This window comes from Chryseobacterium populi, from assembly GCF_000282115.1.
In the GTDB taxonomy this organism is placed as follows: domain Bacteria; phylum Bacteroidota; class Bacteroidia; order Flavobacteriales; family Weeksellaceae; genus Chryseobacterium; species Chryseobacterium populi.
Map to the genome: position 1 here is coordinate 47,607 of NZ_AKJY01000027.1, position 25,777 is coordinate 73,383.

The 25,777-nt window shown below is 36.2% G+C and carries 22 protein-coding genes; 12 read left to right on the forward strand and 10 right to left on the reverse strand.

Annotated elements, in window-relative coordinates:
• The first annotated feature begins 18 nt into the window (after positions 1-18).
• From PMI13_RS08385 to tpiA, 4 genes are read left to right on the forward strand one after another with little or no spacing between them, the layout of a single operon-like run.
• Positions 19-2,145 carry a S9 family peptidase gene (locus tag PMI13_RS08385; protein WP_034670245.1) on the forward strand — a complete coding sequence of 709 codons (2,127 nt, stop codon included), beginning with the start codon at positions 19-21 and terminating at the stop codon, positions 2,143-2,145.
• A 49-nt stretch (positions 2,146-2,194) separates the two neighbouring features.
• Entirely contained in the window at positions 2,195-3,583 is a 1,389-nt protein-coding gene (locus tag PMI13_RS08390) for an AAA family ATPase (RefSeq protein WP_007842692.1), read from the forward strand.
• Positions 3,573-4,250, forward strand: coding sequence for a DUF4276 family protein (locus tag PMI13_RS08395; protein ID WP_007842694.1), 678 nt, complete (start codon positions 3,573-3,575; stop codon positions 4,248-4,250). Before PMI13_RS08390 ends, PMI13_RS08395 begins: the two co-directional genes overlap by 11 nt.
• Before the next feature lie 7 nt (positions 4,251-4,257).
• Positions 4,258-5,016: a triose-phosphate isomerase gene (tpiA, locus tag PMI13_RS08400; protein ID WP_007842695.1), complete on the forward strand. Its 759-nt coding sequence runs from the start codon at positions 4,258-4,260 to the stop codon at positions 5,014-5,016.
• Positions 5,017-5,312: 296 nt separating this feature from the next.
• On the opposite strand, the gene PMI13_RS08405 is transcribed toward tpiA, so the two are convergent.
• The 3 genes from PMI13_RS08405 to dnaG all read right to left on the reverse strand — a co-directional run bounded on the left by PMI13_RS08405 (position 5,313) and on the right by dnaG (position 9,548).
• Positions 5,313-6,575, reverse strand: a complete 1,263-nt coding sequence (locus tag PMI13_RS08405) for an esterase-like activity of phytase family protein (protein WP_007842697.1) — start codon at positions 6,573-6,575, stop codon at positions 5,313-5,315.
• A 186-nt stretch (positions 6,576-6,761) separates the two neighbouring features.
• Positions 6,762-7,448 (reverse strand): ATP-dependent Clp endopeptidase proteolytic subunit ClpP, encoded by a 687-nt coding sequence (gene clpP, locus PMI13_RS08410; protein ID WP_007842699.1) that lies wholly within the window; start codon positions 7,446-7,448, stop codon positions 6,762-6,764.
• Positions 7,449-7,568: 120 nt separating this feature from the next.
• Positions 7,569-9,548 carry a DNA primase gene (gene dnaG, locus PMI13_RS08415; RefSeq protein ID WP_007842701.1) on the reverse strand — a complete coding sequence of 660 codons (1,980 nt, stop codon included), beginning with the start codon at positions 9,546-9,548 and terminating at the stop codon, positions 7,569-7,571.
• A 206-nt stretch (positions 9,549-9,754) separates the two neighbouring features.
• On the opposite strand from dnaG, the gene tsaE reads away from it, so the two are divergent.
• The 7 genes from tsaE (at position 9,755) to PMI13_RS08450 (ending at position 16,841) form a co-directional block, all read left to right on the forward strand.
• Positions 9,755-10,162 (forward strand): tRNA (adenosine(37)-N6)-threonylcarbamoyltransferase complex ATPase subunit type 1 TsaE, encoded by a 408-nt coding sequence (gene tsaE, locus PMI13_RS08420; protein WP_007842703.1) that lies wholly within the window; start codon positions 9,755-9,757, stop codon positions 10,160-10,162.
• Between the two features lie 71 nt (positions 10,163-10,233).
• Positions 10,234-11,427: an alanine dehydrogenase gene (locus PMI13_RS08425; protein WP_007842705.1), complete on the forward strand. Its 1,194-nt coding sequence runs from the start codon at positions 10,234-10,236 to the stop codon at positions 11,425-11,427.
• A complete protein-coding gene (locus PMI13_RS08430) occupies positions 11,427-11,798 on the forward strand; it encodes a hypothetical protein (RefSeq protein ID WP_034670248.1) in 372 nt (123 codons plus the stop codon). Before PMI13_RS08425 ends, PMI13_RS08430 begins: the two co-directional genes overlap by 1 nt.
• Before the next feature lie 7 nt (positions 11,799-11,805).
• Positions 11,806-12,576, forward strand: coding sequence for a histidine kinase (locus tag PMI13_RS08435; RefSeq protein ID WP_007842707.1), 771 nt, complete (start codon positions 11,806-11,808; stop codon positions 12,574-12,576).
• Positions 12,554-13,264, forward strand: a complete 711-nt coding sequence (locus PMI13_RS08440; protein WP_007842708.1) for a LytR/AlgR family response regulator transcription factor — start codon at positions 12,554-12,556, stop codon at positions 13,262-13,264. Before PMI13_RS08435 ends, PMI13_RS08440 begins: the two co-directional genes overlap by 23 nt.
• Before the next feature lie 285 nt (positions 13,265-13,549).
• A complete protein-coding gene (locus tag PMI13_RS08445) occupies positions 13,550-15,829 on the forward strand; it encodes a cation:proton antiporter (protein ID WP_081491294.1) in 2,280 nt (759 codons plus the stop codon).
• Between the two features lie 166 nt (positions 15,830-15,995).
• Positions 15,996-16,841 (forward strand): prephenate dehydrogenase, encoded by an 846-nt coding sequence (locus PMI13_RS08450; protein ID WP_007842710.1) that lies wholly within the window; start codon positions 15,996-15,998, stop codon positions 16,839-16,841.
• A 374-nt stretch (positions 16,842-17,215) separates the two neighbouring features.
• Here the strand turns inward: PMI13_RS08450 and PMI13_RS08455 are convergent, their stop codons facing one another.
• The 7 genes from PMI13_RS08455 to PMI13_RS08485 form a co-directional block, all read right to left on the reverse strand.
• Entirely contained in the window at positions 17,216-18,634 is a 1,419-nt protein-coding gene (locus tag PMI13_RS08455) for an L-serine ammonia-lyase (RefSeq protein WP_034670251.1), read from the reverse strand.
• A 97-nt stretch (positions 18,635-18,731) separates the two neighbouring features.
• Entirely contained in the window at positions 18,732-20,078 is a 1,347-nt protein-coding gene (locus tag PMI13_RS08460; RefSeq protein WP_007842712.1) for an ammonium transporter, read from the reverse strand.
• 109 nt (positions 20,079-20,187) lie between these two features.
• Entirely contained in the window at positions 20,188-20,829 is a 642-nt protein-coding gene (locus PMI13_RS08465; RefSeq protein ID WP_007842713.1) for an alpha/beta hydrolase, read from the reverse strand.
• 75 nt (positions 20,830-20,904) lie between these two features.
• Positions 20,905-21,531, reverse strand: a complete 627-nt coding sequence (locus tag PMI13_RS08470) for a YceI family protein (protein ID WP_007842715.1) — start codon at positions 21,529-21,531, stop codon at positions 20,905-20,907.
• 78 nt (positions 21,532-21,609) lie between these two features.
• On the reverse strand, positions 21,610-22,176 hold the full coding sequence (locus PMI13_RS08475; RefSeq protein ID WP_034670271.1) for a YceI family protein: 567 nt from the start codon (positions 22,174-22,176) through the stop codon (positions 21,610-21,612).
• Positions 22,177-22,318: 142 nt separating this feature from the next.
• On the reverse strand, positions 22,319-23,368 hold the full coding sequence (locus PMI13_RS08480) for a glucokinase (RefSeq protein ID WP_007842718.1): 1,050 nt from the start codon (positions 23,366-23,368) through the stop codon (positions 22,319-22,321).
• Positions 23,369-23,483: 115 nt separating this feature from the next.
• A complete protein-coding gene (locus tag PMI13_RS08485; protein WP_007842719.1) occupies positions 23,484-24,047 on the reverse strand; it encodes a hypothetical protein in 564 nt (187 codons plus the stop codon).
• A gap of 311 nt (positions 24,048-24,358) precedes the next feature.
• Here PMI13_RS08485 and PMI13_RS08490 point away from each other — a divergent pair, with 311 nt between their 5' ends.
• Positions 24,359-25,738, forward strand: coding sequence for a DUF1800 domain-containing protein (locus PMI13_RS08490; RefSeq protein ID WP_007842720.1), 1,380 nt, complete (start codon positions 24,359-24,361; stop codon positions 25,736-25,738).
• Positions 25,739-25,777 lie beyond the last annotated feature (39 nt).

Sequence of the window (25,777 nt, forward strand, 5' to 3'; positions counted from 1 at the left end):
ACCAAACAAAATATAACAATGAGAAAATTTTATTTAGGATTATTAATCATGAGTGCTTCTACAATTCAGGCTCAGAAATTTCCTGATCTTAAAGCTCCCATCGCGGAAAAACAGGAACATATCAGAGAAATACACGGAGATAAAGTAAATGATCCCTACTACTGGATGATCGATTATTTCAAAAAAGGAAAAGATTCCACAAAAATTGTTGACTACCTGAAAGCAGAAAACAGCTACTGGGAGGGGATGATGAAAGATACAGAACCTTTTAGGGATAAACTTTTCCAGGAAATGAAAGCCAGAATCAAGGAAAAAGATGAATCTGTTCCTACTTTTAAAAACGGATATTATTACTATACCCGAACAGAAACCGGAAAACAGTACTTCAAGTATTGCAGAAAAAAAGGAAGCCTTAATGCTCCTGAAGAAATTATCCTGGATGTTGACCAGCTTGCTGAAGGACATCCGTATTATTCTGCTTCAGGATTTAGCATAAGTCCGGATAACAGCAAAATAGTTTATGGTGTAGATGATGTTTCCAGAAGACAGTATAAATTATTTCTGAAAGACCTGTCCACAGGAAAAACAACTGATCTAGGCATTAAAAACACAGAAGGAGATGCAGTATGGGCCAATGATAATAAAACTCTCTACTATACAGAAAATAATCCTGTAACCCTATTATCTGAAAAGATCAAAAGGCATACACTGGGAACAGATCCGGGAAAAGATGCTGTGGTTTATGAAGAAAAAGATAAATCCAATTATATCGGTGTAGAAAAATCAAAGAACGAAAAATTTATTCTGATTTATTCTGCTGCCACTACCTCGTCTGAAACAAGATACCTGAATGCAGATAATCCCAATGGAACATTCAGGGTTTTTCAGCCAAGGATAAAAGATGTATTGTATACCATAACTCCTTTGGAAGATAAGTTCCTGATCACAACCAATAAAGATGCCTTAAACTTTAAAGTGGTAGAAACTCCTTTAGATAAAACAGGTGTTGAGAACTGGAAGGATTTTATTCCTCACAGAAAAGATGTATTGATGCAGGGAATCAGTGAGTTTAAAAACTATCTGGTTTTCAGTGAGAGGCAAAACGGCCTGTCCCAGTTGGTGATCTTCGACAGAAAAACAGGTAAAAAGGAGTTTGTAAAATTTGATGAGCCCACCTATACCGTATCTCCCGCAGGAAATCCGGAGTATAATACGGATAATTTCCGTTTCGGATATACTTCTATGATCACACCAAGCTCTCAATTTGAGCAGGATTTAAAAACCGGAAAAAGGACATTACTAAAACAGCAGGAAGTTCTTGGGGGTTACAATAAAGATAATTATGTAACAGAAAGACTTTTTGCTACAGCAAAAGACGGCACCCAAATCCCTCTTTCCATTGTTTACAAAAAAGGATTTAAGAGGAATGGGAACAGTCCATTATTGCTTTATGCTTATGGCTCTTACGGAAATTCTTCAAATGCATCTTTCAGCAGCCCCAGATTAAGTCTTTTAGACAGAGGCTTTGTTTACGTAATGGCTCATATCCGTGGCGGCCAGGAAATGGGCAGACAGTGGTATGAAGACGGTAAAATGATGAAAAAGAAAAATACTTTTACAGACTTCATTGATGCAGGGGAATATCTGGTTAAAGAAAAATATACCTCGCCAAAACATATGTATGCTCAGGGAGGAAGCGCCGGAGGTTTGCTGATGGGGGCTATCGTTAATATGAGCCCCAATCTGTGGAATGGTGCAATTGCTCATGTTCCGTTTGTGGATGTAGTGAATACAATGCTTGATGAAAGTATTCCATTGACAACCAACGAATACGACGAATGGGGAAATCCCAATAACAAAGAGGCTTATTTCTATATGAAATCCTATTCTCCGTATGAAAATGTAGAAAAGAAAAATTACCCTAATCTTTTGGTAACAACAGGTTTACACGATTCTCAGGTGCAATATTTTGAACCCGCAAAATGGGTGGCAAAGCTGAGAGATATGAAAACCGACAAAAATATATTATTATTAAAAACAGATATGGCTTATGGCCACGGTGGTGCTTCAGGAAGATTTGATTACCTGAAGGATACAGCTCTGGTCTATGCTTTTATGTTTAAATTAGAAGGAATTAATCAATAAATTATAATTAAATTTGTTTTGCACTTCTTAAAACAACAATTTTGACAAAATGATTACAAAGATTAAAATAAACGGATTTAAATCATTTCATAACTTTGAAATGACTTTTACCCCATTTACTATAATCGCAGGTACAAATGCTTCTGGTAAAAGTAATCTTTTTGATGCTTTAGAGCTATTGTCAAAACTTGCAGAATCTGATAATATAAAAAAAGCACTTCAAAGCCAAAGAGGAGATTTTTTAGAATTATTTAGCATGTATGATAAAGGTATATATGCAGATGTAATGGAATTTGAGGTAGAAATGCTTGTGAATCAAAAAGTAAAAGATGCATGGGGTAATGAAGCTGTTTTAAAATATACTAGGCTTCAATATCAATTGAAACTAAAAAGATTTGTAAACCCATCTGGATTAGATGATATTGCTGTAATTCATGAAAAACTTATTAACTTAAAAAAAGATAATGAAGACTTATGGATTAAAATAATTCCAAAAAATAAAATTGAATTATGGAGGCCAAAAGTAGATGGAAATAGAAAAGGAAAACCCTATTTAGATACAATTAATAAAAATAGTATTGATACAGTAGTTATTCATCAAGATGGATCAAAAGGGACTTTCCGCCAAATACCAATTGTTAATGCTAATAGAACGGTTTTAAGTAGTATTGATAATGTTGATTTTAAACATGTACTAGCCGCAAAAGAAGAGATGAAATCTTGGAAGTTTCTACAATTAAACCCCGATGATTTAAGAGAACCAACTAACAAAAGTAACGGGGAAGATGAAATTACAAGTTCTGGTAAAAATTTGGCAGCCGCTTTATATAGGATTTCTCTTAATAATGACTTTGCACTAAAGGAGATTTCCAGAAAATTGAATAAATTTCTTCCTCAATTTATTGATGTAAAAGTTTTTGATGATAAAGAAAATCGTCAATTTATCATAAAGTTAATTGATGTTGATAAAAAGGAATACACGTCACGTGTACTTTCAGAAGGAACATTAAGAATTCTAACATTATGTATTTTAGAATATGATGATAACTTTGGAAGTTTATTATGTTTTGAAGAACCTGAAAATGGAATACATCCTGCTAGAATTTCTACAATGTTAGATTTATTGGCAGATCTCAGCACAGATTTTTCTGATAATGAACTGCCTTTAAAACAAGTAATTGTAAATACTCATTCTTCTGTTCTAGTCGGTAATTTCTGGGCCACTTATGGGAACGATGAAAATAAGTCTTTATGGTTTAGTAAAATGGTTACAAAAATTGATTTTTTTGGAGATAACAAAATAAAATTTGAAACCACAAAGCTATCGCCTGTTGATAAAAACTTTATTGCTGAATTATTCACAGATAGAAAAGTCTCAATAGTAGAAGTTCAAGATTATTTAGACAAAGGAAATTTTTCTTCAGTAAATGAAAAGTAGTCAATTATTTATAGGAGTAATCTCCGAAGGTCCCACAGATAATAGATTTTTATTTTCTATAGTAAAACGGTCTATAGATGAAATAATTTTCGCATACGGCGGGACAACTGAAATATATATTGAAGAAATTAAAAAAGATACGGGAAAATCTTTTGTAAATCAAATTATTGATGCAAATAGAAATCATCATAGAGAAAACTTTATAAACATTCTTTTAATACATAATGATTCTGATCATAAAGATGACTCTAAAGTATTAAATGATAAATTCAACCCCTTGATGGATGAGATAAAATCAATTGATAATGAAGTAATCTGTAAAGAAATTATCCCAATAATTCCTGTTCAGATGATAGAAGCTTGGATGTTAGCCGATATAGATCTTTTTCTTGACGTAATTTCCGCAGCCAAAAATAAAGCAGATTTAAAACTTAATGGCAATCCTGAATCTTTTACTGATCCTAAAGACAAAATAAAAAAAGCTTTACAAATCATAAATCAAGAAAAACCTAAAAAAAGAAGAAAAGATTTGCAAATAAATGAATTATACCAATTAATCGGTCAAAAAATAGAAATTGAAAAATTATTAGAGCTTAATTCCTTTAGAAAATTTCATAATAATTTAATAAGCTCTTTAAACAAATTAAAATTTATATATAAACAATAAATAGTATATGAGAAGAAAAATAGTTGCAGGAAACTGGAAAATGAACAAAAATGTAATTGATGCTCAGCAATTAATGATCCAATTACTAAGTTATAAAAATAACAATACAACCAAATGTGAAGTGTGGATCGCACCACCGTCTTTATATTTAATGATGGCAAAAGATATCTTCGAAAAAGATGAGATCGGTGTTTTCTCTCAGGACATGAGTGAGCATGAAAGTGGCGCTTATACCGGTGAACTTTCTGCAGACATGCTGGAGTCTATCGATGTAAACGGCTCATTAATAGGACATTCTGAAAGAAGACAATATCACGGAGAAACAGACTCTCACTGCAACAGAAAGATCAAATTAGCGCTTGATAAAGGTTTGATTCCTGTTTACTGTAATGGTGAAACTCTTGAACAGAGAAAAGCTGGTCAGCATTTTGAAGTCGTAAAAAACCAAACTGAGGTAGCCTTATTTACACTTTCAGCAGAAGAAATTAAGAAAGTGGTGATTGCTTACGAACCAGTTTGGGCGATCGGAACAGGTGAAACAGCCACTCCGGAACAAGCCCAGGAGATCCACGCTCATATCAGAAGTATTATTGCTGCAAAATACGGTCAGGAAGTTGCTGATGAAATATCTATCCTTTACGGAGGCTCAGTAAAGCCGGATAATGCAAAAGAGATCTTCTCCCAACCGGATATTGATGGAGGATTGATTGGCGGAGCTGCTTTGAAACTGGAGGATTTTTCTAAAATTATTGAAGGCTTTAATTAATAAAACATTCATAACGATAAAAAGACTGTCTAAAAAATAGGCAGTCTTTTATTTTTCATAAACTCCTTATAAGTTTCGGCTAAAGCCATTGGAAGAAAGTGGTTTATTAAAACAACGGGCTAAAGCCCGTTTCTATTGATTCAATGCAGCTAAATACCATAATTTAAACCATAAACATCTAGTATAAATCTGTAAAATCCGTGGAAACTAAAAACTTCTATATGCTTCAGCTCAGATCGCAATAAAAATTAAAAAAGCCGTCTCAAATATCTGAAACAGCCTTTTACAAAATCTAATTATTGAATATCGACTATATACATAGTTCCTTTGTCCTGTTTTCCTGTCTTAGGAAGAATTTTAGTTTTCGGATTTCCGTTTCCATCATCTACTACACCAAAATCATCATCATTAAAAACCACCAGCTTATTATTGCCTAAATAAACAATTCCTTCAAATTTATCATGCTCGTATCCTATTTTTGTTACCAGATCAACTGCTAAAGTTTTAGAAACCGGTTGTAATCCGGCTGCTGAAATTTCACTCCAACTGCTTTGCTCAAGGGTTTTGCCATTAATTTTCAGTCCATCAACAGCTGCAAGATCTGTTCCGCTGACATCTGAAGCACCTGTCAGGTTGATTCTGTATACTTTTTTAATTCCGCCCTGAGAACCGAAATTACCGTCTCTCTCAATCACCAGGAATTCACTGTTACTGACTGCTGTGATATCACATACAGAGTCGGAAGCACCGCCATCCTGTTTATATAAATACTGCTTTGTCTGCCCTGTTGCAAGGTCAAAAGTGACAATTCTTGTCAGAGTTGTATTGGTTGCCAGGGCCTTTGTAGGAACATACATTGTCGACTGCATTGTGCCGACCAGCATTTTTCCGTCAGGAGTCATGCACATCCCTTCCATTCCCCTGTTAGGTCTTCTTTTCGCTAAAACAGCGGGTAATTTTCTGTTTCCGGTATTTACTCCGATAGGGCTTATTCTCTCCATTTCCACTCCATCAGCACTGTAATGAACGATATGCGGGCCATATTCATCGGAAACCCAGAATGTGCCGTCTGCTGCTGCTACAATACTTTCACTGTCAAGTCCATAATTATCTGTTCCTAAAGGATTTCCATTTACATCATAAGCTGTCTCACCCGTACTTCCCATTCCCGCAGGATTTGGAAGCCCTGTAATAGGCTGTCCGGAAGGATTTTTAAGCTTAATATATCTGATCACCTCAATATTCCCTTCGGCATTAATTTTAAAATGCATAATCGTAGGCGTAAAATTAGGTGCTGAAAATTTTATCCCGTTTAAATACGCTGTATTCGGTCCGCGATCGGTGATTACATAAAATTCACTTTTTCTCGTAGGATGTGCCGTTGCACCAGACCCGAATCCGCCGTTAATCACTTCTACTCCGTTTATTGTAGTCAAAGTATTAAAAGGAAATTCCTGGGGTAATTTAGAATAATTGACATCATTATTGTTGGCATTATCATCATCCTTACAGGCTATAGCAGCAGTAAGCATAAGAACAGATAACAGAAGTTTTTTCATATTAACTTTTTTGTGACTGCGAATGTAGAGAGCGATTGTGAACTGATCTTGAATGTAATGATAAATCTGTTTTAAATATTAATTATTTAAACTTAAATGGGATAGATCACTTTTTAATTATTTCTTAGATGTAAAATAAAAAAGCGCACCAAACAGGCACGCTTTCATCTATATTTTAAAGAAAAATTATTTCTTCTCTTTAGATCTTTGTAGAACCTCATCTACCATTCCGTAGTTTTTGGCTTCCTCAGAAGTCATCCAGTAGTCTCTGTCAGAAGATTTCTCAACCCACTCATAAGTCTGTCCTGAATGTTCTGCAATAATATCATAAAGCTCCTGCTTTAATTTCAGCATTTCTCTTAAGTTGATCTCCATATCTGAAGCTACTCCCTGTGCACCTCCTGAAGGCTGGTGAATCATTACTCTTGAATGCTTAAGTGCAGAACGTTTTCCTTTTTCTCCGGCAACCAGTAATACGGCTCCCATAGAAGCGGCAATACCAGTACAGATGGTTGCTACATCAGGCTTAATGATCTGCATCGTGTCATAAATTCCTAAACCGGCATATACACTACCACCGGGAGAGTTGATGTAGATCTGAATATCTTTTGAAGGGTCAGCACTTTCCAGGAATAAAAGCTGAGCCGTAACGATATTAGCAACCTGATCATCAATCCCTGTTCCCAGGAAGATGATTCTGTCCATCATCAAACGTGAAAAAACGTCCATCTGGGCTACATTTAATCTTCTTTCTTCCATAATGTATGGCGTAAGATTCGTTGGACCATACATTCCCATATACTGATCGGTAACCAGACCGCTGTTTCCTAAATGCTTTACAGAGAAATCTCTGAATTCTTTTTTAATGTCCATATTTCTATTTGTATTATTTTACAATTTATCTGAAATTTAAATTACAACTTTTATTCCTAAAATTTTATAGGACTTTTTGTCACAGCAGGGAAACTTATTGAGCAACAGTTTGTCTGTAAACTACTTTTTACTGCCTCCGTAAATACCTTTTATCGGAGAATATTCAATAATATCACTTAATTTCATTGAGACCTGCTTCAGTAACGTAATTTTTTTTAAAAGCTCAAAATATTTCACCTCATCATTATCACGGTGCTCATCAAGCTCACGACCGGTTTCTTTAATTAGATAATCAATATACCGGTATTTATGCAAAAGGACATCACCCTCTACCTGTTCTGCTATTTTGTCTCCGTAATTCGGAGGATAAATATTTCTGGAAGACCAGTTTTCAAGCTCATCCAAAGGGATCAGGGCATCAACAACCTTAGAAGTAATTTCTTCCTCCATAAAAGATACAAAAAAACTTCCGCTTCTGAGCTCATCATTCTCAATTCCTTCTTTCACCTGATTGATGATAATCTCATTTCCTTTAACTAAAAATTCATAATTTTCTTCTTCAAAATGATGCAGAATTTCTTCAATAACCGTTATCTGGTATTCTCCGTTTTTTTCATCCTTCCTGTTCAAGACAACATCGCCAAACATCAGCATATGATCGACAAGTTTGCTTTCCATAAATAAGACATCATATAAAAACGGATCTCCTTTATCCTCATCCAAAGGAACAATTTCCATTTTAGCGGGAGCATTTTCCTTTTGCTGAACATACTGTGTCTGGTTCTGTGTGATCTGCTTCTGAACATCAAGCTCATTAAACAAACTCTGCTCAGAAAGCCCGAATTTATTGGAAACCTCTTTAAGATACACCTCTCTTTTCAGGGCATTTTGCACAAAACCAACCGATTTTACAATATTCCGGATGGCTTCGGCTTTCTTGATAGGATCATTTCCTGCTTCTTTTAAAAGTATTTCAGCCTTAAAATCAATAAAATCCATCGCTTCATTTTCGATGAATTTTTCAACATAATCCTGCGGATGTTTTCTGGCAAAGGAATCCGGGTCATCTCCTTCAGGGAAAAGCAGGACACGAATGTTCATCCCCTCTGTGAGGAGCATATCTATACTTCGGAAACTGGCTTTAATCCCTGCATTATCTCCGTCGAAAAGAATGGTTACGTTTTCCGTAAGCCTTTTGATAAGTTTGATCTGCTCCGTTGTTAAAGATGTTCCGGAACTTGCCACCACGTTTTCAATCCCGGACATATGAAGGGAGATCACATCCATATATCCCTCTACCAAAAGACAGACATTTTTTCTTGAAATAGCCTGCTTACCTTGATTTAACCCGTAAAGGACATTGGATTTATGATAAATTTCCGTCTCCGGAGAATTGAGGTATTTCGCTGTTTTGACATTATTTTTCAGGATTCTGGCTCCAAATCCCAAAACCCGCCCGGAAAAGCTATGAATCGGGAATATTACCCTTTCCCGAAAACGGTCTACTCCTGAAGGTGTATTTTCCGGAAAAATGGATAGCCCGGATTTTTCAAGAATTTCTTTATTATATCCCTTGTCTAAAGCATAAGCTGTAAATGCATTTTTCTTTTCGGGAGAATAACCAAGCTGGAACTTTCTGATAATATCATCTTTAAGCTCACGCTCCCTGAAATAAGCAAGTCCTATACTTTTTCCTTCTTCAGCTTCCCAAAGGAAATTTTGAAAAAAATCATTGGCTATTTCATGGATCTTATACAATGAATCTTTCTCAGACTGTGCATTTTTTGCTTCTTCAGAAAACTCACGCTGATCTTCTTCAATCTCAATACCGTATTTCTTAGCTGCATGACGAAGTGCTTCAGGATAGGTAAAGTTTTCAATTTCCATTAAGAAAGAAATAGCCGTTCCTCCTTTTCCGGTAGAGAAATCTTTCCATATCTGTTTACTTGGTGAAACTACAAAACTGGGAGATTTTTCATCGTGAAACGGGCTCAGCCCTTTATAATTAGACCCTGCCCTCTTCAATTGCACATATTCACCCACAATCTCTTCAACCCTGATTGTGGAGAATATTTTATCTATGGTCTGTTTGGAAATCATGATGTAAAAATAAGGAAAATTTGAGAGTTTGCGTGTAAGAAGATTGGGAAGCTCAAAGCCGGGAACCGAAGGCTAATTGCAGGATCTAAATTAAATTTTCTTTTCATAATGAATTCTCTTGTTATTCAACAATATGACATCAATTCCCCAAATCCGCCGACTCTCAGAACTCTAAAAATTCACTATTTTTGCACCAAATTACTTTTATGCAATTCAATATAAAAAGTATCGGAGACTGGCAGAATATCGTCGATCAGATTATCCCGAAATTAAAACATCATATTTTCCTGCTGAAAGGAAATCTGGGAGCAGGGAAAACCACCTTTACACAGTTTTTGCTTAAAAATCTGGGAAGCTCAGATGAGGTAAGCTCTCCCACTTATTCTATCATTAATGAATATAATACACCCAAAGGAAAAGTTTATCACTTTGATCTTTACCGCTTAAAAAATATTGAAGAAGTCTACGACATAGGAATCGAAGAATATCTGGACAACGCTTTTTTGTGTATCATAGAATGGCCGGAAGTATATGAAGAAGAGCTTTACGGTCTTAGTTACCACACAATGAGCATCATCAATACCGGGGAAAACCGGGAAGTCTCATTCGATTAAATATTATGTATCTTTGTTCAATGAATTCAATTGTAAAATAATTGTCTGTAAGATAATAATTAAATTTAAGGATGAGTACTACAAACATTTTTACTCCTTTTACTGAAGAAGAATTGATGCCGAAAGAGGAAAAATTAGAGGTTATAAAGAAGGGAAAACAATTCAGCATTGGTATTCCTAAAGAAACCTGCCTTCATGAAAGAAGAACATGCATTACCCCCGACGCGGTACAGGTACTGGTAGAGCACGGTCATGAAATCATCATAGAAGCGGGAGCCGGACAAGGTTCTTTTTTTACAGACTTGCAATACTCCGAGTCGGGAGCAAAAATTACAAACGACCCTAAAGAAGCTTTCGGCCAGGATTTAATTCTTAAAATTAATCCTCCTACCGAAGAAGAAGTTGAATACATGAAGCCAAATACCTATTTGGTTTCTGCATTACAGATCAATCTTAGAGATAAAGAATATTTCTTAAAGCTGGCAGAAAAAAAAATCAATGCAATCGCTTTTGAATTTATCGTTGATGAATATAAACAGCTTGCCCTGGTAAGGCTTGTCGGCGAAATTGCAGGATCGGTATCTATTTTATATGCCTCAGAGCTATTAGCTTTATCAAACGGATTAATGCTGGGTGGAATTACAGGAGTCAGACCCACTGAAGTCCTGGTTTTAGGAGCCGGGATTGTGGGTGAATTTGCCACCAAGGCTGCCATCGGCTTAGGAGCAAGTGTAAGAGTCTTTGATAATTCTTTATCTAAGCTGAGAAGGCTTCATACCCTTGTAGACAGCAGGGTTCCGACTTCCGTTATTGATCCGAAAGAATTGGGAAAAGCCCTGAGACGCGCAGATGTGGTTATCGGCGCCCTTCCCAGATTAAATATGCAGCCTATTGTTACCGAAGAAATGGTGATGAAAATGAAAAAAGGAAGCGTGATCATTGATATCACTATTGACAATGGCAAGGTGATCGAAACTTCCGAGCTTACAACTATGGAAGAACCTTATATCATCAAGCACGGAGTCATTCACTGCGGGCTTCCGAATCTTACCTCAAAAATGCCGAGAACAACGACAAAAGCAATTTCAAATTTCTTTCTATCCTATATTTTAAACTATGACGAAGAAGGCGGTTTTGAAAACATGCTGATCCGTAAAAATGAAATGAAACAGAGCTTGTACATGTACAAAGGCAGACACACAAAAAAAATAATCTGTGACCGTTTCGGGCTTACTTACCACGATATCAATCTTTTAATTTTCTAATGAAAAAACTGAAATTTTATATGATTGGTCTTATTCCAGGACTACTCATTGTATTCTTTATATTAAACAAAAAAGGAGCAAGCTGCAGCGGATATTTACCCAACAGCCGCGTAATTGCAGAAACTCTTTCCAAGGATTTTAAGTATTCCGACAGCTTTAAAGCAGAAATGAATACCTACAGGATCAACGAAAAATTCTTAAAAGATGAGATCATCACCAACGGTAAGGTAGATTTTGACAGAAGCCACGCTCAGAAAAAACCTTGTCCAGATTATTTATTAATATACCCTAAAGAAAATCCAACTTACGAGATCACCTTCGAAAAATGTGAGGAAACCGTCACCCTGAATGATTTGAAAAAACTTAAATAAACATTCTATGGAAGGCAATTACTACATGATTTATGATTATCTGATATTCATTGGAGTTTTTGCTATTTTCTTTTTTCTGACCGTAAGTATTTATCTCTTCGCCCAAAATAAAAAATTCAGGCAGCGAAACATCAAATTAAGCGAAACCAATAAAATAATTGAACAAAGACTGAATGAGGTCCAGCTGGAACATATCGGTACCAAACTGAATCCGCATTTGTTTAAAAACATATTGAATTCCGTTCAGTCACATGCTTATCAGACCTATATGTCACTGGATAAGCTGGCAAACGTTCTGGATTACATTTTATACGAAAGCAACGCGAAATTTGTAAGCCCGAAAGAAGAACTTAATTTTGCCCTGAGCCTTATTGAGATCAACAAAATTAAAGTGAATCCGCTTTTTGATTTCAGAATTAAATCCAGGATCAATAAATCGGATGCTGTATTTGAAGAGAAAGTTTTCGCCCCGCTGATTTCTGTTGACCTGATTGAAAACGCCTTTAAGCATACCGATTTTTTAGCACAGGATTCATTTATTTCCATCCAGATGGAACTTGAAAACAGCATTTTCACTATGAAAGTGAGCAATAAAGCTTCATTAAAAAATGTTTTGGAAAAAGAAAAAAGTGGATTCGGAAGCCAGTCTCTGGATCAAAGGTTGAAAATGATCTATAACAATTATTATCAGCTTCAAAAAAGTTCAAAAAACGGTATCTTCACCGCAGAATTAAAAATCAATTTAGGAGAATTCTATGATAAAATGCGTTATTCTTGATGACGAATTGCTGGCCATAAGCTATTTAAAACTTCTGTGTGAGCAGATCGATAATGTAGAGGTTATAAAGGCTTTCAATGACCCTAAGATTTTCCTTAATGAAATCGACAGCATCGATTGTAATGTCTGTATTCTGGATATTGAAATGCCGAGAATGACAGGCTTACAGGTTGCAGAATTGATTTCCGGTTCAAAAAAAATTATTTTCACCACTGCTTATAAAGAATATGCTGCCGAAGCATTTGACCTGAATGTTGTCGACTATGTAAGAAAACCCATAAAAAAAGAAAGACTGATACAGGCTTTCGATAAAGCCAAAGAATCAGTCGCCGGTATCCAGAAAAAAGATTTTATCGAATGGAATACCAATATCGGTAAAACCATTATTTTCACAGAACAGATTGCCTATATTAAAACCTCGGAAATCGACAGCCGCGATAAAGATATCATCTTAAATGACGGAGCAACCATTGTTTTGAAAAACCTCAGTTTTAAAAACCTTTTGGAGATGCTTCCGGCCAAAGACTTTGCCCAGGTCAACAAAAAAGAAATGATTGCCCTGTCTTCCATCAAAGTATTTTCTACCAACGAAATTATTACCACAATATCACTTGACGGAGAAAGCTTCTTAAAAATGCAGATCGGAGATACTTACAAAAGTGCATTACTGGAAATGTTCGGGAGATAGATGTATTCATAATATTCTATTTTCGCTGCATAAACAAACAGTTCCTTTCATCACATTCACCCTGTTTAATCTATTTAGTAGGCATAATTTTGCTCTGAATCCGGCTTTAAAAATTGCAGCACAGGGTTCATATATTATGATTCTAAATGCAAATCGGTTTGAGTTATTCTTTTCAAATAGATTTTTATTACATTATTCATGGTATTGATTACATTTTAAGAAATTTAACGTGCTTCAATCATATATTATAAAGAAATTTACACCTTAAAATAAGGAATTATGAATTTGGGGAAATACAGGAATATTATATTCTACGCAGCTACAATAGCCTTTTTTTCATGTTTGATGTATTGGTTTTTTGTTGAGGGGGAAACATTGGAAATCGGTGAAAATATTACTCCGGCAAAAGCCACAGGTTCAACAATGTGGGAAAATTTCACAGATTCATTTTTAACGAACCTTCATCATCCTCTGGCCCTTCTACTTGCGCAGATTGTTACCATTATCCTGGTGGCAAAACTTTTCGGATGGATCTGTGTAAAGCTGAAGCAACCGTCAGTAATTGGTGAGATGATCGCTGGTATAGTTCTGGGACCTTCCCTTTTCGGACTTTATTTTCCGGAATTATCAGCCTTCATTTTTCCGAAAGAATCACTGGGCAACTTACAGTTTCTGAGCCAGATCGGCCTGATTCTCTTTATGTATATTGTCGGGATGGAGCTCGACTTGAGTGTCCTAAGAAAAAAAGCTCACGATGCCGTAGTGATCAGTCATGCAAGTATTATTATTCCTTTTGCATTAGGAGTTGGGCTTTCGTATTTTATTTATAAAGAATTTGCTCCGGACGGGATCCAGTTCAGTTCGTTTGCCCTTTTTATAGCCATTGCAATGAGTATCACGGCATTTCCTGTTCTGGCCAGAATTGTTCAGGAACGAAATCTTCACAAAACGAAAATAGGAACCGTAGTGATTACCTGTGCTGCCGCAGATGATATTACTGCCTGGTGTATCTTAGCCGCTGTTATTGCCATCGTGAAAGCAGGGTCTTTTTCCGGGTCTGTATTCGTTATTTTAATGGCAATCCTGTATGTCTTCATTATGATAAAAGCGGTAAGACCTTTCTTAAACAGAATCGCCGAATCACAGAAAGGAAAAGGCTTTATCAGTAAAGCACTCGTTGCCGTATTTTTCCTGATCCTGATCATCTCATCCTATGCCACCGAAGTTATCGGGATTCATGCCCTTTTCGGAGCATTTATGGCAGGTGCTATAATGCCGGAAAATGTAAAATTCAGAAATCTTTTTGTTGAAAAAGTAGAAGATGTTGCATTGGTTTTATTACTTCCCCTTTTCTTTGTATTTACCGGATTAAGAACCCAGATCGGATTATTGAATGACCCTCACCTCTGGAAAATAGGAGGCTTTATTATTTTAACAGCTGTTACCGGGAAATTTGTAGGAAGTGCACTGACTGCAAAATTCCTGAAAATAAGCTGGAAAGACAGCCTTACTATTGGTGCATTAATGAATACCAGAGGGCTCACAGAGCTCATTGTCCTTAATATTGGCTATGATCTGGGAGTTTTAGGGCCTGAATTGTTTGCAATGCTTGTCATCATGGCATTATTTACAACTTTTATGACGGGGCCATGCCTCGACCTTATCAACTATCTTTTTAAAGGAAAAAAATCGATGCTGGAAGATGAGCACGAGGAAAATGATGCAAAATACAGAGTTCTTCTGTCTTTCGAAACCGCAAAATCCGGAAGTAAATTATTGAGACTTGCTGATAATTTCACCCATAAAATGAATGGAAACAAAAGTGTAACAGCAATGAACATCGCACCTGTAGATGAGCTTCATGCTTTTGACATAGATGATTTTGAAAAAGAACAGTTCAAAAATGTTATTGAAACCTCACATGAATTAAAACTGGAAGTCACTACTCTTTTCAAAGCTTCAACAGATGTTGAAAATGATCTGGCCAATATAACCAATAAAGGAAACTATGATCTTCTTTTAATCATGCTTGGAAAATCAATGTATGAAGGAAGTTTATTGGGAAGGCTCCTGGGCTTCACCACTAAGATCATTAATCCTGAAAAACTGCTGAACACCGTAAAAGGGAAAGGAAATATTTTCAACACTTCCCCTTTTGACGATTTTACCCTGCAGATTCTTGACAAAACCAATATTCCTGTAGGAGTCCTGGTAGAAAAAGGATTCGAAAGTGCAGACAAAGTATTTGTTCCTATTTTCAACCTGAGCGATTTTTATCTGCTTGAATATGCCAAAAGGCTAATTAATAATAACAATTCCCAGATTATAATACTGGACGTTGCAGGACAAATCCGTAACAATATTGAGGTGAAAGAACTGATCAGAAGCATTGAGCATGTAGCTCCCAATCACATCACCCTGTATAACGAGAAAAAAATTGAGAAAGAATTTTTAAATTCTCAGGATCTGATGCTTATCAGCAGTAAAAGCTGGAGAGGACTTATCGATACCAAAAGTCTTTGGCTGTCTGATGTACCATCTACTTTAATCATATCAAATCCATAAATTTATTTTTACATTTTAAAAAATATTTTATACCTTCGCTTCGTGATTACAAATAAAGAAACATATTATTATAGAATTTTTAACTCAGACCTGGGATAGGAATTCTTATGAATATAGCATACAACCTCGTCCTGGGACGGGGTTTTTTATTTTAAAAATTTAAAAAATGAAAATAAGTATTATTGGAGTAGGCCTCATCGGGGGCTCAATCGCTTTAAAATTAAGAGAGAAAGGAATCGCAGATTTTATATACGGAATTGATAACAGCAGCAGACATCTGGATGAGGCTTTACATTTAAAAATTATCGATGCAAAAGTAGACCTGGAATATGGAATTAAAAATTCTGATCTGGTCATCATTGCCATTCCTGTAGATTCTGCAAGAAAAATATTGCTGGAGGTTTTGGATTTAATTTCGGAAAACCAAACCGTAATGGATGCCGGCTCTACAAAGGCGGGTATTGTTAACATTGTAAAAGATCATCCGAACCGTTCAAGATTTGTGGCTTTTCACCCGATGTGGGGAACCGAGAACAGCGGACCGAAATCAGCAGTTGCCGAAAGCTTTTCAGGAAAAGCCGGTGTGATCTGTAATAAAGAAGAATCTGCTGATGATGCTTTGGGCACAGTCGAAAAAATTGTTGAAGGCCTTGATATGCATTTAATCTATATGAATGCAGAAGATCATGATGTACATACGGCCTACATTTCACATATTTCACATATTACTTCCTATGCTTTAGCCAATACGGTTTTGGAAAAAGAACGTGAAGAAGATACTATTTTCCAGCTTGCAAGTTCAGGTTTTTCAAGTACGGTAAGACTGGCAAAATCTCATCCTGAAATGTGGGTTCCTATTTTTAAGCAAAATAAAGAAAATGTTCTGGATGTACTGAATGAACATATTTCACAACTTAGAAAGTTTAAAGCCGCTCTGGAAAAAGAGAATTATGAGTATCTTGGAGAGCTGATCGCCAATGCCAATAAAATTAGAGGAATACTGGATAAGTAATCCTCTTTTCCTATTCGCTTTTTGCCATTCTGAAGAAAAAGAATCTCTTATCAACCTTATCCTTTTCTTTTGTCTTGACACAAAAGAAACAAAAGGTCAAGACTGGATTTGTCAGCTAAAAATAAGCTATACTCTCTAAAAATTCTAAACTTGCACGAATTCAGGAGTTGTTCTTCGATTGGGACTTAGCCTCGCACTTCGAACAGAAGAATTTTCTTAACGTTCCTATAGCTATTTTTTAACGCTTCCAACTCCTGGGTCGGAGAATACAACTTTCAGCTTTTAAGCAGAAAATTTTTTTAAACTAAATCTATGTAAATCTGTAAAATCAGGGGTTTATAAAATTCAGGGAGTTTAAGTTATTTAAAATAACTCTAGCATTCCGGTACATTTACTGCAATTGCCAGTCCTCCTTCAGAGGTTTCTTTAAAGCGGTCACTCATCGATTGTGCTGTTTCCCACATCGTCTGGATCACTTCATCAAGCGTTACTCTGGCTTTCGTAGGATCACTTTCGAGAGCGATATTCGCTGCGGTAATTGCTTTTATAGCCCCCATTGTATTTCTTTCAATACATGGAATCTGTACAAGGCCTTTTATCGGATCACAGGTTAATCCCAGGTGATGCTCCATTGCAATCTCTGCCGCCATCAGCACCTGTCCGACACTTCCCCCTAAAATCTCCGTCAATCCGGCAGCGGCCATTGCCGATGAAACCCCTATTTCTGCCTGACAACCTCCCATAGCAGCGGAAATTGTCGCATTTTTCTTAAATAATGTTCCTATTTCACCCGCCACTAACAGAAATCTTACAATATCATCATCACCTATGAATGAAGTGAAAGCCTGAGAATACATTAAAACGGCAGGAATTACACCGCTTGCTCCATTAGTAGGTGCTGTAATGATTCTGCCAAAACTTGCATTTTCTTCATTTACAGCCAATGCAAAACAGGCAATCCATTTATTGATATTGGTGAAATTCTCTTCTGCATCTACAACCAGTTGAAACCATTCATCTTTATTTTTATAGATCTTATCACCCAAAAGCTTTCTGTTGATTCCGGCAGCTCTTCTTGAAACATTTAAACCACCCGGTAAAATGCCGTCCTTGTTTACACCTTTATAAATACAGTCTTTGATTTGTTTCCAGATGTACAATGCTTCCTGTCTCGTTTCCTCCTGAGTTCTCCAGCTTTCTTCATTGATAAGGATCAGGTCTGAAAACCTTTTAAATCCTAACTTTTCGCAATATTTTATAATATCCGAACCGTGATGACAGGGATACAGGGTACGTACACAGTGTTTTTCTATAGAATTTTTTTCCTGACTTGCAATAAAGCCGCCTCCGACAGAATAAAAATCCTGAACAAGCTCAGTTCCATCTTCAAAAACAGCTTTAAAGATCATTCCGTTGGGATGAAAATCAAGTGATTTTTGCATATTAAGCACCAGGTGATGCCCATAGATAAAAGGGATTTCTTTTTCACCGCCCAGATTCAGTATCTGGTCGTCCTTTATTTTTGCTATCTTCTCATCAATTTGTGTGGTGTCGATGATTTTAAAATCTTCACCATTTAATCCAAGCATTCCGGCGATATCCGTTCCGTGCCCGATTCCGGTTTTCGCCAAAGAACCGAAAAATTCAAGGAAGACTTCCTTCACCTCTGCGATTGCCCTTTCCCTTTTTATAATTCTAATAAATGCAGATGCTGCGTTCCAGGGCCCCATCGTGTGTGAACTGGACGGACCAATCCCTACTTTAATAATCTCAAAAACCGATATTGATTCCATAATTGATTCATCATATTCCTCATAACAAAGATACATGATAAATCCTTATGAAACTCTGTCTTCACAAGGATTAATAAATATTTAAAAACTTATTCCTTTACCATTTCAGGCTTTCCTCATGCTGGGAAATATCCAATCCGAGACTTTCGGATTCTTCCGATACCCTCAGGGTAATAATACAGTCCGTAATTTTATATAAAAGTAGGGATCCAAAGAAAGTAAATGCAGAGACCAATACCAAAGCCATCATATGATGGGCAAAAACTTCAAACCCGCCATGCAGAAGACTTGCTTTTTCTCCGTGGGCGAAAATTGCCGTTAAGATCATTCCCATGATTCCTCCTACTCCATGGCAGGCAAAAACATCCAGTGTATCGTCTATGTTTTTTAGTGATTTCCAATTGACCATAATATTCGAAACAATTGCCGAAATGAATCCTATAAACAGACTTTCAGGAACAGATACAAAACCACATCCCGGGGTAATAGCCACCAGCCCTACTACGGCACCGATGCATGCTCCTAATGCAGATATACTTCTCCCATTAATCCTGTCAAAAAAGATCCAGGTCATCATCGCGGAAGCAGAAGCAATTGTAGTAGTTCCAAAAGCTGTGGCTGCTGTTGCATTGGCCGACAATGCCGACCCCGCATTAAACCCGAACCATCCGAACCAAAGCATTCCTGTTCCTAAGAGTACATAAGGAATATTGGAAGGCTCATGATGCGGATTTTTTCTGTTTCCTAAAACCATTGCACCTGCCAGAGCTGCAAATCCTGCACTCATGTGTACAACGGTTCCGCCTGCAAAATCCTTCACTCCAAAATATTTATTCAGAAGACCATCAGGATGCCAGACCATGTGACAAAGAGGAGTATAAATGAAAATACTGAAAAGTACCATGAACAGAAGATAAGAGATAAAACGAACTCTTTCTGCAAAAGAACCGGTAATCAGTGCCGGCGTAATTACAGCAAATTTCATCTGAAACAGAGCAAAAAGGATAAAAGGGATCGTAGACGCCATTGTCTTATGAGGTAAAACGCTTACGCGGCTGAAAAACGGATAACTCAGCGGATTCCCGATAATTCCGTAGTGTTCTCCATTAATTTCAAAACCTAAAGAATCACCGAATGATAAGGAAAAACCGATGACCACCCATAAAATAGAGATCACTCCCAGAGCGATAAAGCTTTGCAGCATTGTAGAAATCACATTTTTCTTTCCTACCATTCCGCCATAGAAAAAAGATAGTCCGGGGGTCATTAAAAGTACAAGGCCCGCTGCAGCCAGAATCCAGGCTACATCCGCACCCACAATTTTATCTTCACTTAAAAATTCGCCCGTATTGGGAAAATCTACAACCGGACTCCAGAATAATCCACCTAATGCCACGAGACTGATGATTGCAAAAGAAACAATCCACTTAAGGCCTACTTTCATAAAATTTACATTTAACCCTATCAAAATTAAATATAAATTTTATAAAAACACACATTTATTTTAAACAACCCCAACAAATTTAAAACAAATTAAAATAAAGTTCATTTTATTATTTAAACACCTCACTGAGTATTTTTGAAACCTCTTTATATTTTGTGGCCGGAAAAAGATGGGTTCCGCCTTTGATAATGTAATCAGGTTTTGAATTTTTAATCGGAAAAACAATATCCCGGTCTCCCAATATCTGGATTACTTCAGGGTTTTCTTCAAACTTCCAATCTGATATTTTCTCAATAGACCATTTTAAATAATAAGGGTCTCTTACTCTGAAGTATTGCAAAACCCTGGGATTTTTAGGATCGAAAAATTTTCTCACTACTCCATAAACATTAGCATTTTTTTCGTTAAAAAAGCGTACCGGCAAGATTTTAGGAATTCCTGTAATTTCTCCGGCTCTTATCAGTTTTGATTTTTCCTTATCTGATTTTATGCTTCCCATGATCACTACTTTTTCAGCAGGCTTTCTTTTATGAATTTCCTGCACCAATAATCCACCGAAAGAATAGCCTAAAAGATAGAAAGATTCGGAATTATCGATTTTCATTGTCATTCTATCGATATATTCTGAAAAACTTTCATTCTTTTCAGGAATCAGCCAATCGATAAAAACAACTTCATGCCGGGCCGGAAACTGTAATTTTTCCAGTACTTTAAAATCTGCACCAAGCCCGCTTATAACATAGATTTTCATACTGCTAAAATAAAAAATATGGACAACTATTGAAAGTTGTCCATATTTATTTTTATTGTTAAAAGTAATACACTTTTATTTCTTTTTCGCAGGAACCCTGTTTTCGTTATCCAATTTTTCTGTAGAAACCCTGAACTGAATATCCATTTCGTTTTTGATGAAATAATCTTTCAATGAAGACTGGTAGAATACTTTAAAGTCTCTTCTGTTTAATGAGAACTTAGCTGATTCGATTACCACGGTAAACTGTGTAACGTACACGTTGGCAGGGAAAGTGATTGTTTTTCTCACTCCTTTGATCGTCACATCTCCGTATACTGTAGAATTGTATTCGCTGTTTGCCAAAGGAATAATTTTAGTCAAATGAAATTTAGCAATCGGGAATTTTTTAACTTCAAAGAAGTTGGTGCTTTTAAGGTCATTGGTCAATTTTATCTGATCTTCGTCAGAAACATCTCCAGCCATTAAGCTTCTCATATCGATGACAAATTCACCGTCAACCAAAACCGTTTTATCAAAATTAAATTTTCCACTCTTTAATTTTACAGTCCCTGAATGAGATGAAGCTTCAGTTTTTACAACTTTATATCCCCACCATCTGATCTCGGATGAAGTAACTTTGGAAACCTTATCAAATTTCTTTTGAGCAAAAACAAATGACATGCTCACACACATCATCGCAAACAATAGTAGTCTTTTCATTCTTTTTTATTTACAATTCAACAAAAATAAAAAAAAGTGTAGAACTTCTACACTTTTAACAATCTTTTTTTGATTAAATTATTTAGCAGTTACTTTTACAACCATATCGATATCATCTTTCACAAAAACATCCTGCATTGTAGATTTGTAAGCAACATCAAATTTCTGTCTGTCGAAAGAGAATTTATCAGATACTAAACTTACCACTCCTTTGCTGTAAGCAATTTTTGCAGGGAAAGAAATACTGTTTGTTTTCCCTTTTACCGTTAAGTCTCCGGTTACTGTATAGTTGTAGATTTTATCACTTCCTTTTTTTACAGAAGTAATTTTGAAAGCAGCTGTAGGATATTTTTCCACTTCGAAGAAATCCCCGTTTTTAAGGTGCCCGTTTAATTTCCCCTGGTATTCTCCTGTAAGATCGGTAGAAGTAATTGAGTTCATATCAAGAACAAAAGATCCTCCTGCTAATTGGTTTCCTTTCATTACCATATTCCCGGATTTTACTTTTACAGTACCATCATGAGAACTGGCCTCAGATTTTGCAACTTTATATCCCCACCAGTGAACATCGGATGCTACTACTTTTTTCGACTGCCCGAAAGCTAAACCACCAGCTAATACTGCTAATAAAAATATTTTTTTCATGAATAAGTTATTTATTGTTTCATTTAACGGTGCAAATGTAACCATCTTATCCAATAGATTTCATTGATGTATATCAATAAAAATAATTATTTTCATGAATAATATCATTCAAAAAAAACTCCGGAAAATCCGGAGCCTGTATTTATTCTTGAAAATAAGCAGTATAGAGTGCTGCCCCATTTAATCCCGTGAGATCATCCTTGATCAGATAAATCGGAATATTTCTGAGCATGTCTTCCATTTTATCGCTTATTTTAAACTTTTCATAAAATTTAGCCTTGTCCATATAATCATTCAGCATTTGAGGAATATCCCCTGAAATCAATAATCCGCCGACCGCTTTAAGCTTTAACGTAAGATTGTTGGCTTCTCTTGCCAGGAATTCAAGGAAAGTATCCAGAGCAATTTTACAGATCAATATATCATCTTCCATTGCTGCTTTATATAGTTCCTGAGTAAAGTTTCCGTTGGCAAAACGATCTGCCAGCCATTCGGGCTCAGGATGTCGTTTAACATCTCTTAAAAACCTGTAGATATTAAATAATCCTGTTTTAGACAATACATTTTCCCAGCTTACAATTCCATAAATATTATTTAAGAACTGATAAAACTCAACTTCAACGTTTGTTCTCGGGGAAAATTCAGAATGCCCGCCTTCTGTTGCAAAAGGTCTTAAGTATTTCCCGTCGAAGAAATATCCGGCTTCTCCCAATCCGTTTCCGGGTGCTAAAATAGCCACATTTCCGTTTTCTAAGTGACCACTTGTGTAAATTGCATCCAGATCACTGTCTTCAAGAAGTGCCATTCCGTATGCAGAAGCTTCCTGGTCATTCAGCATATCCACTTTTTCGAATCCGAAATCGTTTTTAATTTCTTCAGCATCCAGGCTCCATCCCAATCTCGCAGGATTACTTTTTCCGTTGAGCACAGGCCCGGGAACTGCCATCCCCAAACGTTTTACATTATCCAACTGATTCTCCTGAATAAATTTTCTCAGGATCTCTGAAAAAGAAGAATAATCTTTAGTGGAATATATATTTTTTGTTTTTATTTCAAGACCTCCGTTTCCTGAAACGAAATAGCCTAATGTAGTAATATCTTCACGCAGATTTGCTCCAATGATAGAAACATTATCATTATTACCGTTTTTCACGCCCGGTAAATACAGTGGAAATTTTGGATTCAGATTCATAATCACAAATTTTATCAAATATAATAATAGTTTTCGGAAATCATATGTCGTAATAAAAAACCTTTTCAAAAAAATGAAAAGGTTTTGGTTAATAATTGTTTATATAAAAATCTAACTATTTTCCTAATGGAATATTGTAAGAAAACCCTACTCCAAGATTCCCCACATTATAATCCTGGTCGGCTAAATCACCTTTATCTCCTACAAATACCTTTTGATATTGTACAAAGAAATTCCAGTCTCTGTTGTGGTATCCGATCTCAGGTTTGATATAAAATCCTCCGTCCGGTCTGTCAACTGTGCTGTTAGAAGCTACTTTATCATCCCCTACAAGGAATCCATATCCCAGGTCGGTCCCGAAATAGAAACCTGTCTGCTTAGGATATATTCTAAGCAAAGCGGCAACCGGTACTACACCCACATCATTGTTTTTATATCCGTTGTTTTCTTTTCCGAAATAATGACTATAACCTGTTGCAATCCCCAGTCCAAATCCCGGAGTGATCAGGTTCTGGTACGCTACATCAACTCCTACTGCAGCAGAAAGATTGTCTGCAGGAACAGCCAAACCAACATTTGCACCTACCTTCAACATGTTATTCATCTGCACACTCTGTGCGCTTATGGCTCCAGCCGTTAAAATTCCAGCTAGTAAAACTGCTTGTTTAAACATTTTCATAACTCTGATTTTTTAAATTTTACTATTCATGAATCTGTAAAAATCATGCCAAAGCCGGATATGAAAGTGTACTTTAACATTAAAGGAATACGCAAAACAATGAATTACAACCCATTACAAATTACATAATTTAAATGTTTGTTTAATAAAAAATAAATGCTAGAAATTAGAAGTTAGAAAAAATATTAAATTATCTGCTCTCATCATAATTCATAACTCATAACTTATAACTATTACCGTAATATTAAAAATTATTAACCGTTATTATTTTAACCTTCTTTCTGCAAACCGATCAAAAAAATAAATCTTACATGGCAGCTTCTTCCTTAATCAACAATAAGCATCTTCTCTGGCGGGCAGGTTTCGGCCCCGGAATCTTCCAGGTTGATGATCTGGAACAGAAAGATATTACTAATTTCATTAAAGAGCTGTTTAAAGAAGATGGTTTTACAGAAATTAATTATGACACCCCGGATGTGGAAATCATTGATTATATGAATGATAAAACGCCAGCCGAAAAGAAAAAGGAAATTCAAAAAATAAACAGGGAACAGAATAATGAACTGAACCTGAATTTCCTGAACAAAATGATCAACAGCAATGAACAGATGAGGGAAAAAATGGCTTTTTTCTGGCACGGCCATTTTGCATCAAGAGTAATCAACCCGAAGTTTAACCGGCAGCTATTGAACAGCATCAGGAAGAATGCACTGGGAAACTTTAAAGATCTGCTATTTGAAGTAAGCCAATCGCCGGCAATGCTGAATTTCCTGAATAATCAGCAGAACAAAAAAGACCATCCGAACGAAAACTTTGCACGGGAAGTTATGGAGCTGTTCACAATGGGAAGAGGAAATTATACCGAAAAAGATGTGAGAGAGGGTGCAAGAGCCTTTACGGGATGGGGATATGATAAAACAGGGAATTTTAAAGAAAGGAAGAAATTGCATGATGAAGAAGTCAAAACCTTCCTGGGAAAAACCGGAAACTTTACAGGAACGGATGTTTTAAATAGTATTCTTGAACAAAAAGCCACCGCAAAGTTCATCTGCAGTAAAGTTTATAGATTTTTTGTCAATGAAAATATAGACCGTGACCAGGTGAATGCGCTGAGTGAGAGCTTTTATAATTCAAACTATGATATTAAAAGGCTAATGACCGAAATATTTTCAAGCTCATGGTTCTATGATCAGAAAAACATTGGTAACAGGATAAAATCTCCCATTGAACTAATGGCCGGAATGATGCGAATGCTGCCCATGAATATACAGAATCCGGAAAACCTTATCGTTTATCAAAAGCTGCTTGGGCAAATGCTTCTTTATCCGCCGAATGTTTCGGGATGGCCAAACGGAAAATCATGGATCGACAGCTCAACTTTAATGCTGCGGCTTCAGATTCCACAGATCTGGTCGGGTTTAAGGCCACTTGAGTACAGCCCGCGCCAGGATGACGACATTGATATGGGGATGAAATCACGGGAAACCGCTTTAAACAAAGCTTTTAAAACCCCCAATATTACCATCGACTGGAACCGGGTTGAAAAAACATTTGCCCATAAAAAATGTGAGGATTATCTTATTCAGAGTGTAAAGACACCGGATATGAATTCCGTTAAAAATTTTTCAGACAACAGTATAAAAATGAATGTCATCAATCTGATGTCAACACCGGAATATCAACTGATGTAAAAATCTCAGGACTGAAAACTGTAACTCAAATAAAAAAGT

Coding starts and splice junctions, on each gene's coding strand:
- PMI13_RS08390 (WP_007842692.1), top strand. CDS start 2,195: ATGATTACAAAGATTAAAATAAACGGATTTAAATCATTTCATAACTTT.
- PMI13_RS08480 (WP_007842718.1), bottom strand. CDS start 23,368: ATGAATCTGAATCCAAAATTTCCACTGTATTTACCGGGCGTGAAAAAC.
- PMI13_RS08485 (WP_007842719.1), bottom strand. CDS start 24,047: ATGAAAATGTTTAAACAAGCAGTTTTACTAGCTGGAATTTTAACGGCT.
- dnaG (WP_007842701.1), bottom strand. CDS start 9,548: ATGATTTCCAAACAGACCATAGATAAAATATTCTCCACAATCAGGGTT.
- PMI13_RS08450 (WP_007842710.1), top strand. CDS start 15,996: ATGAAAATAAGTATTATTGGAGTAGGCCTCATCGGGGGCTCAATCGCT.
- PMI13_RS08430 (WP_034670248.1), top strand. CDS start 11,427: ATGAAAAAACTGAAATTTTATATGATTGGTCTTATTCCAGGACTACTC.
- PMI13_RS08455 (WP_034670251.1), bottom strand. CDS start 18,634: ATGGAATCAATATCGGTTTTTGAGATTATTAAAGTAGGGATTGGTCCG.
- PMI13_RS08460 (WP_007842712.1), bottom strand. CDS start 20,078: ATGAAAGTAGGCCTTAAGTGGATTGTTTCTTTTGCAATCATCAGTCTC.
- PMI13_RS08385 (WP_034670245.1), top strand. CDS start 19: ATGAGAAAATTTTATTTAGGATTATTAATCATGAGTGCTTCTACAATT.
- PMI13_RS08475 (WP_034670271.1), bottom strand. CDS start 22,176: ATGAAAAAAATATTTTTATTAGCAGTATTAGCTGGTGGTTTAGCTTTC.
- clpP (WP_007842699.1), bottom strand. CDS start 7,448: ATGGACATTAAAAAAGAATTCAGAGATTTCTCTGTAAAGCATTTAGGA.
- PMI13_RS08395 (WP_007842694.1), top strand. CDS start 3,573: ATGAAAAGTAGTCAATTATTTATAGGAGTAATCTCCGAAGGTCCCACA.
- tpiA (WP_007842695.1), top strand. CDS start 4,258: ATGAGAAGAAAAATAGTTGCAGGAAACTGGAAAATGAACAAAAATGTA.
- PMI13_RS08490 (WP_007842720.1), top strand. CDS start 24,359: ATGGCAGCTTCTTCCTTAATCAACAATAAGCATCTTCTCTGGCGGGCA.
- PMI13_RS08425 (WP_007842705.1), top strand. CDS start 10,234: ATGAGTACTACAAACATTTTTACTCCTTTTACTGAAGAAGAATTGATG.
- PMI13_RS08405 (WP_007842697.1), bottom strand. CDS start 6,575: ATGAAAAAACTTCTGTTATCTGTTCTTATGCTTACTGCTGCTATAGCC.
- PMI13_RS08470 (WP_007842715.1), bottom strand. CDS start 21,531: ATGAAAAGACTACTATTGTTTGCGATGATGTGTGTGAGCATGTCATTT.
- PMI13_RS08465 (WP_007842713.1), bottom strand. CDS start 20,829: ATGAAAATCTATGTTATAAGCGGGCTTGGTGCAGATTTTAAAGTACTG.
- tsaE (WP_007842703.1), top strand. CDS start 9,755: ATGCAATTCAATATAAAAAGTATCGGAGACTGGCAGAATATCGTCGAT.
- PMI13_RS08435 (WP_007842707.1), top strand. CDS start 11,806: ATGGAAGGCAATTACTACATGATTTATGATTATCTGATATTCATTGGA.
- PMI13_RS08440 (WP_007842708.1), top strand. CDS start 12,554: ATGATAAAATGCGTTATTCTTGATGACGAATTGCTGGCCATAAGCTAT.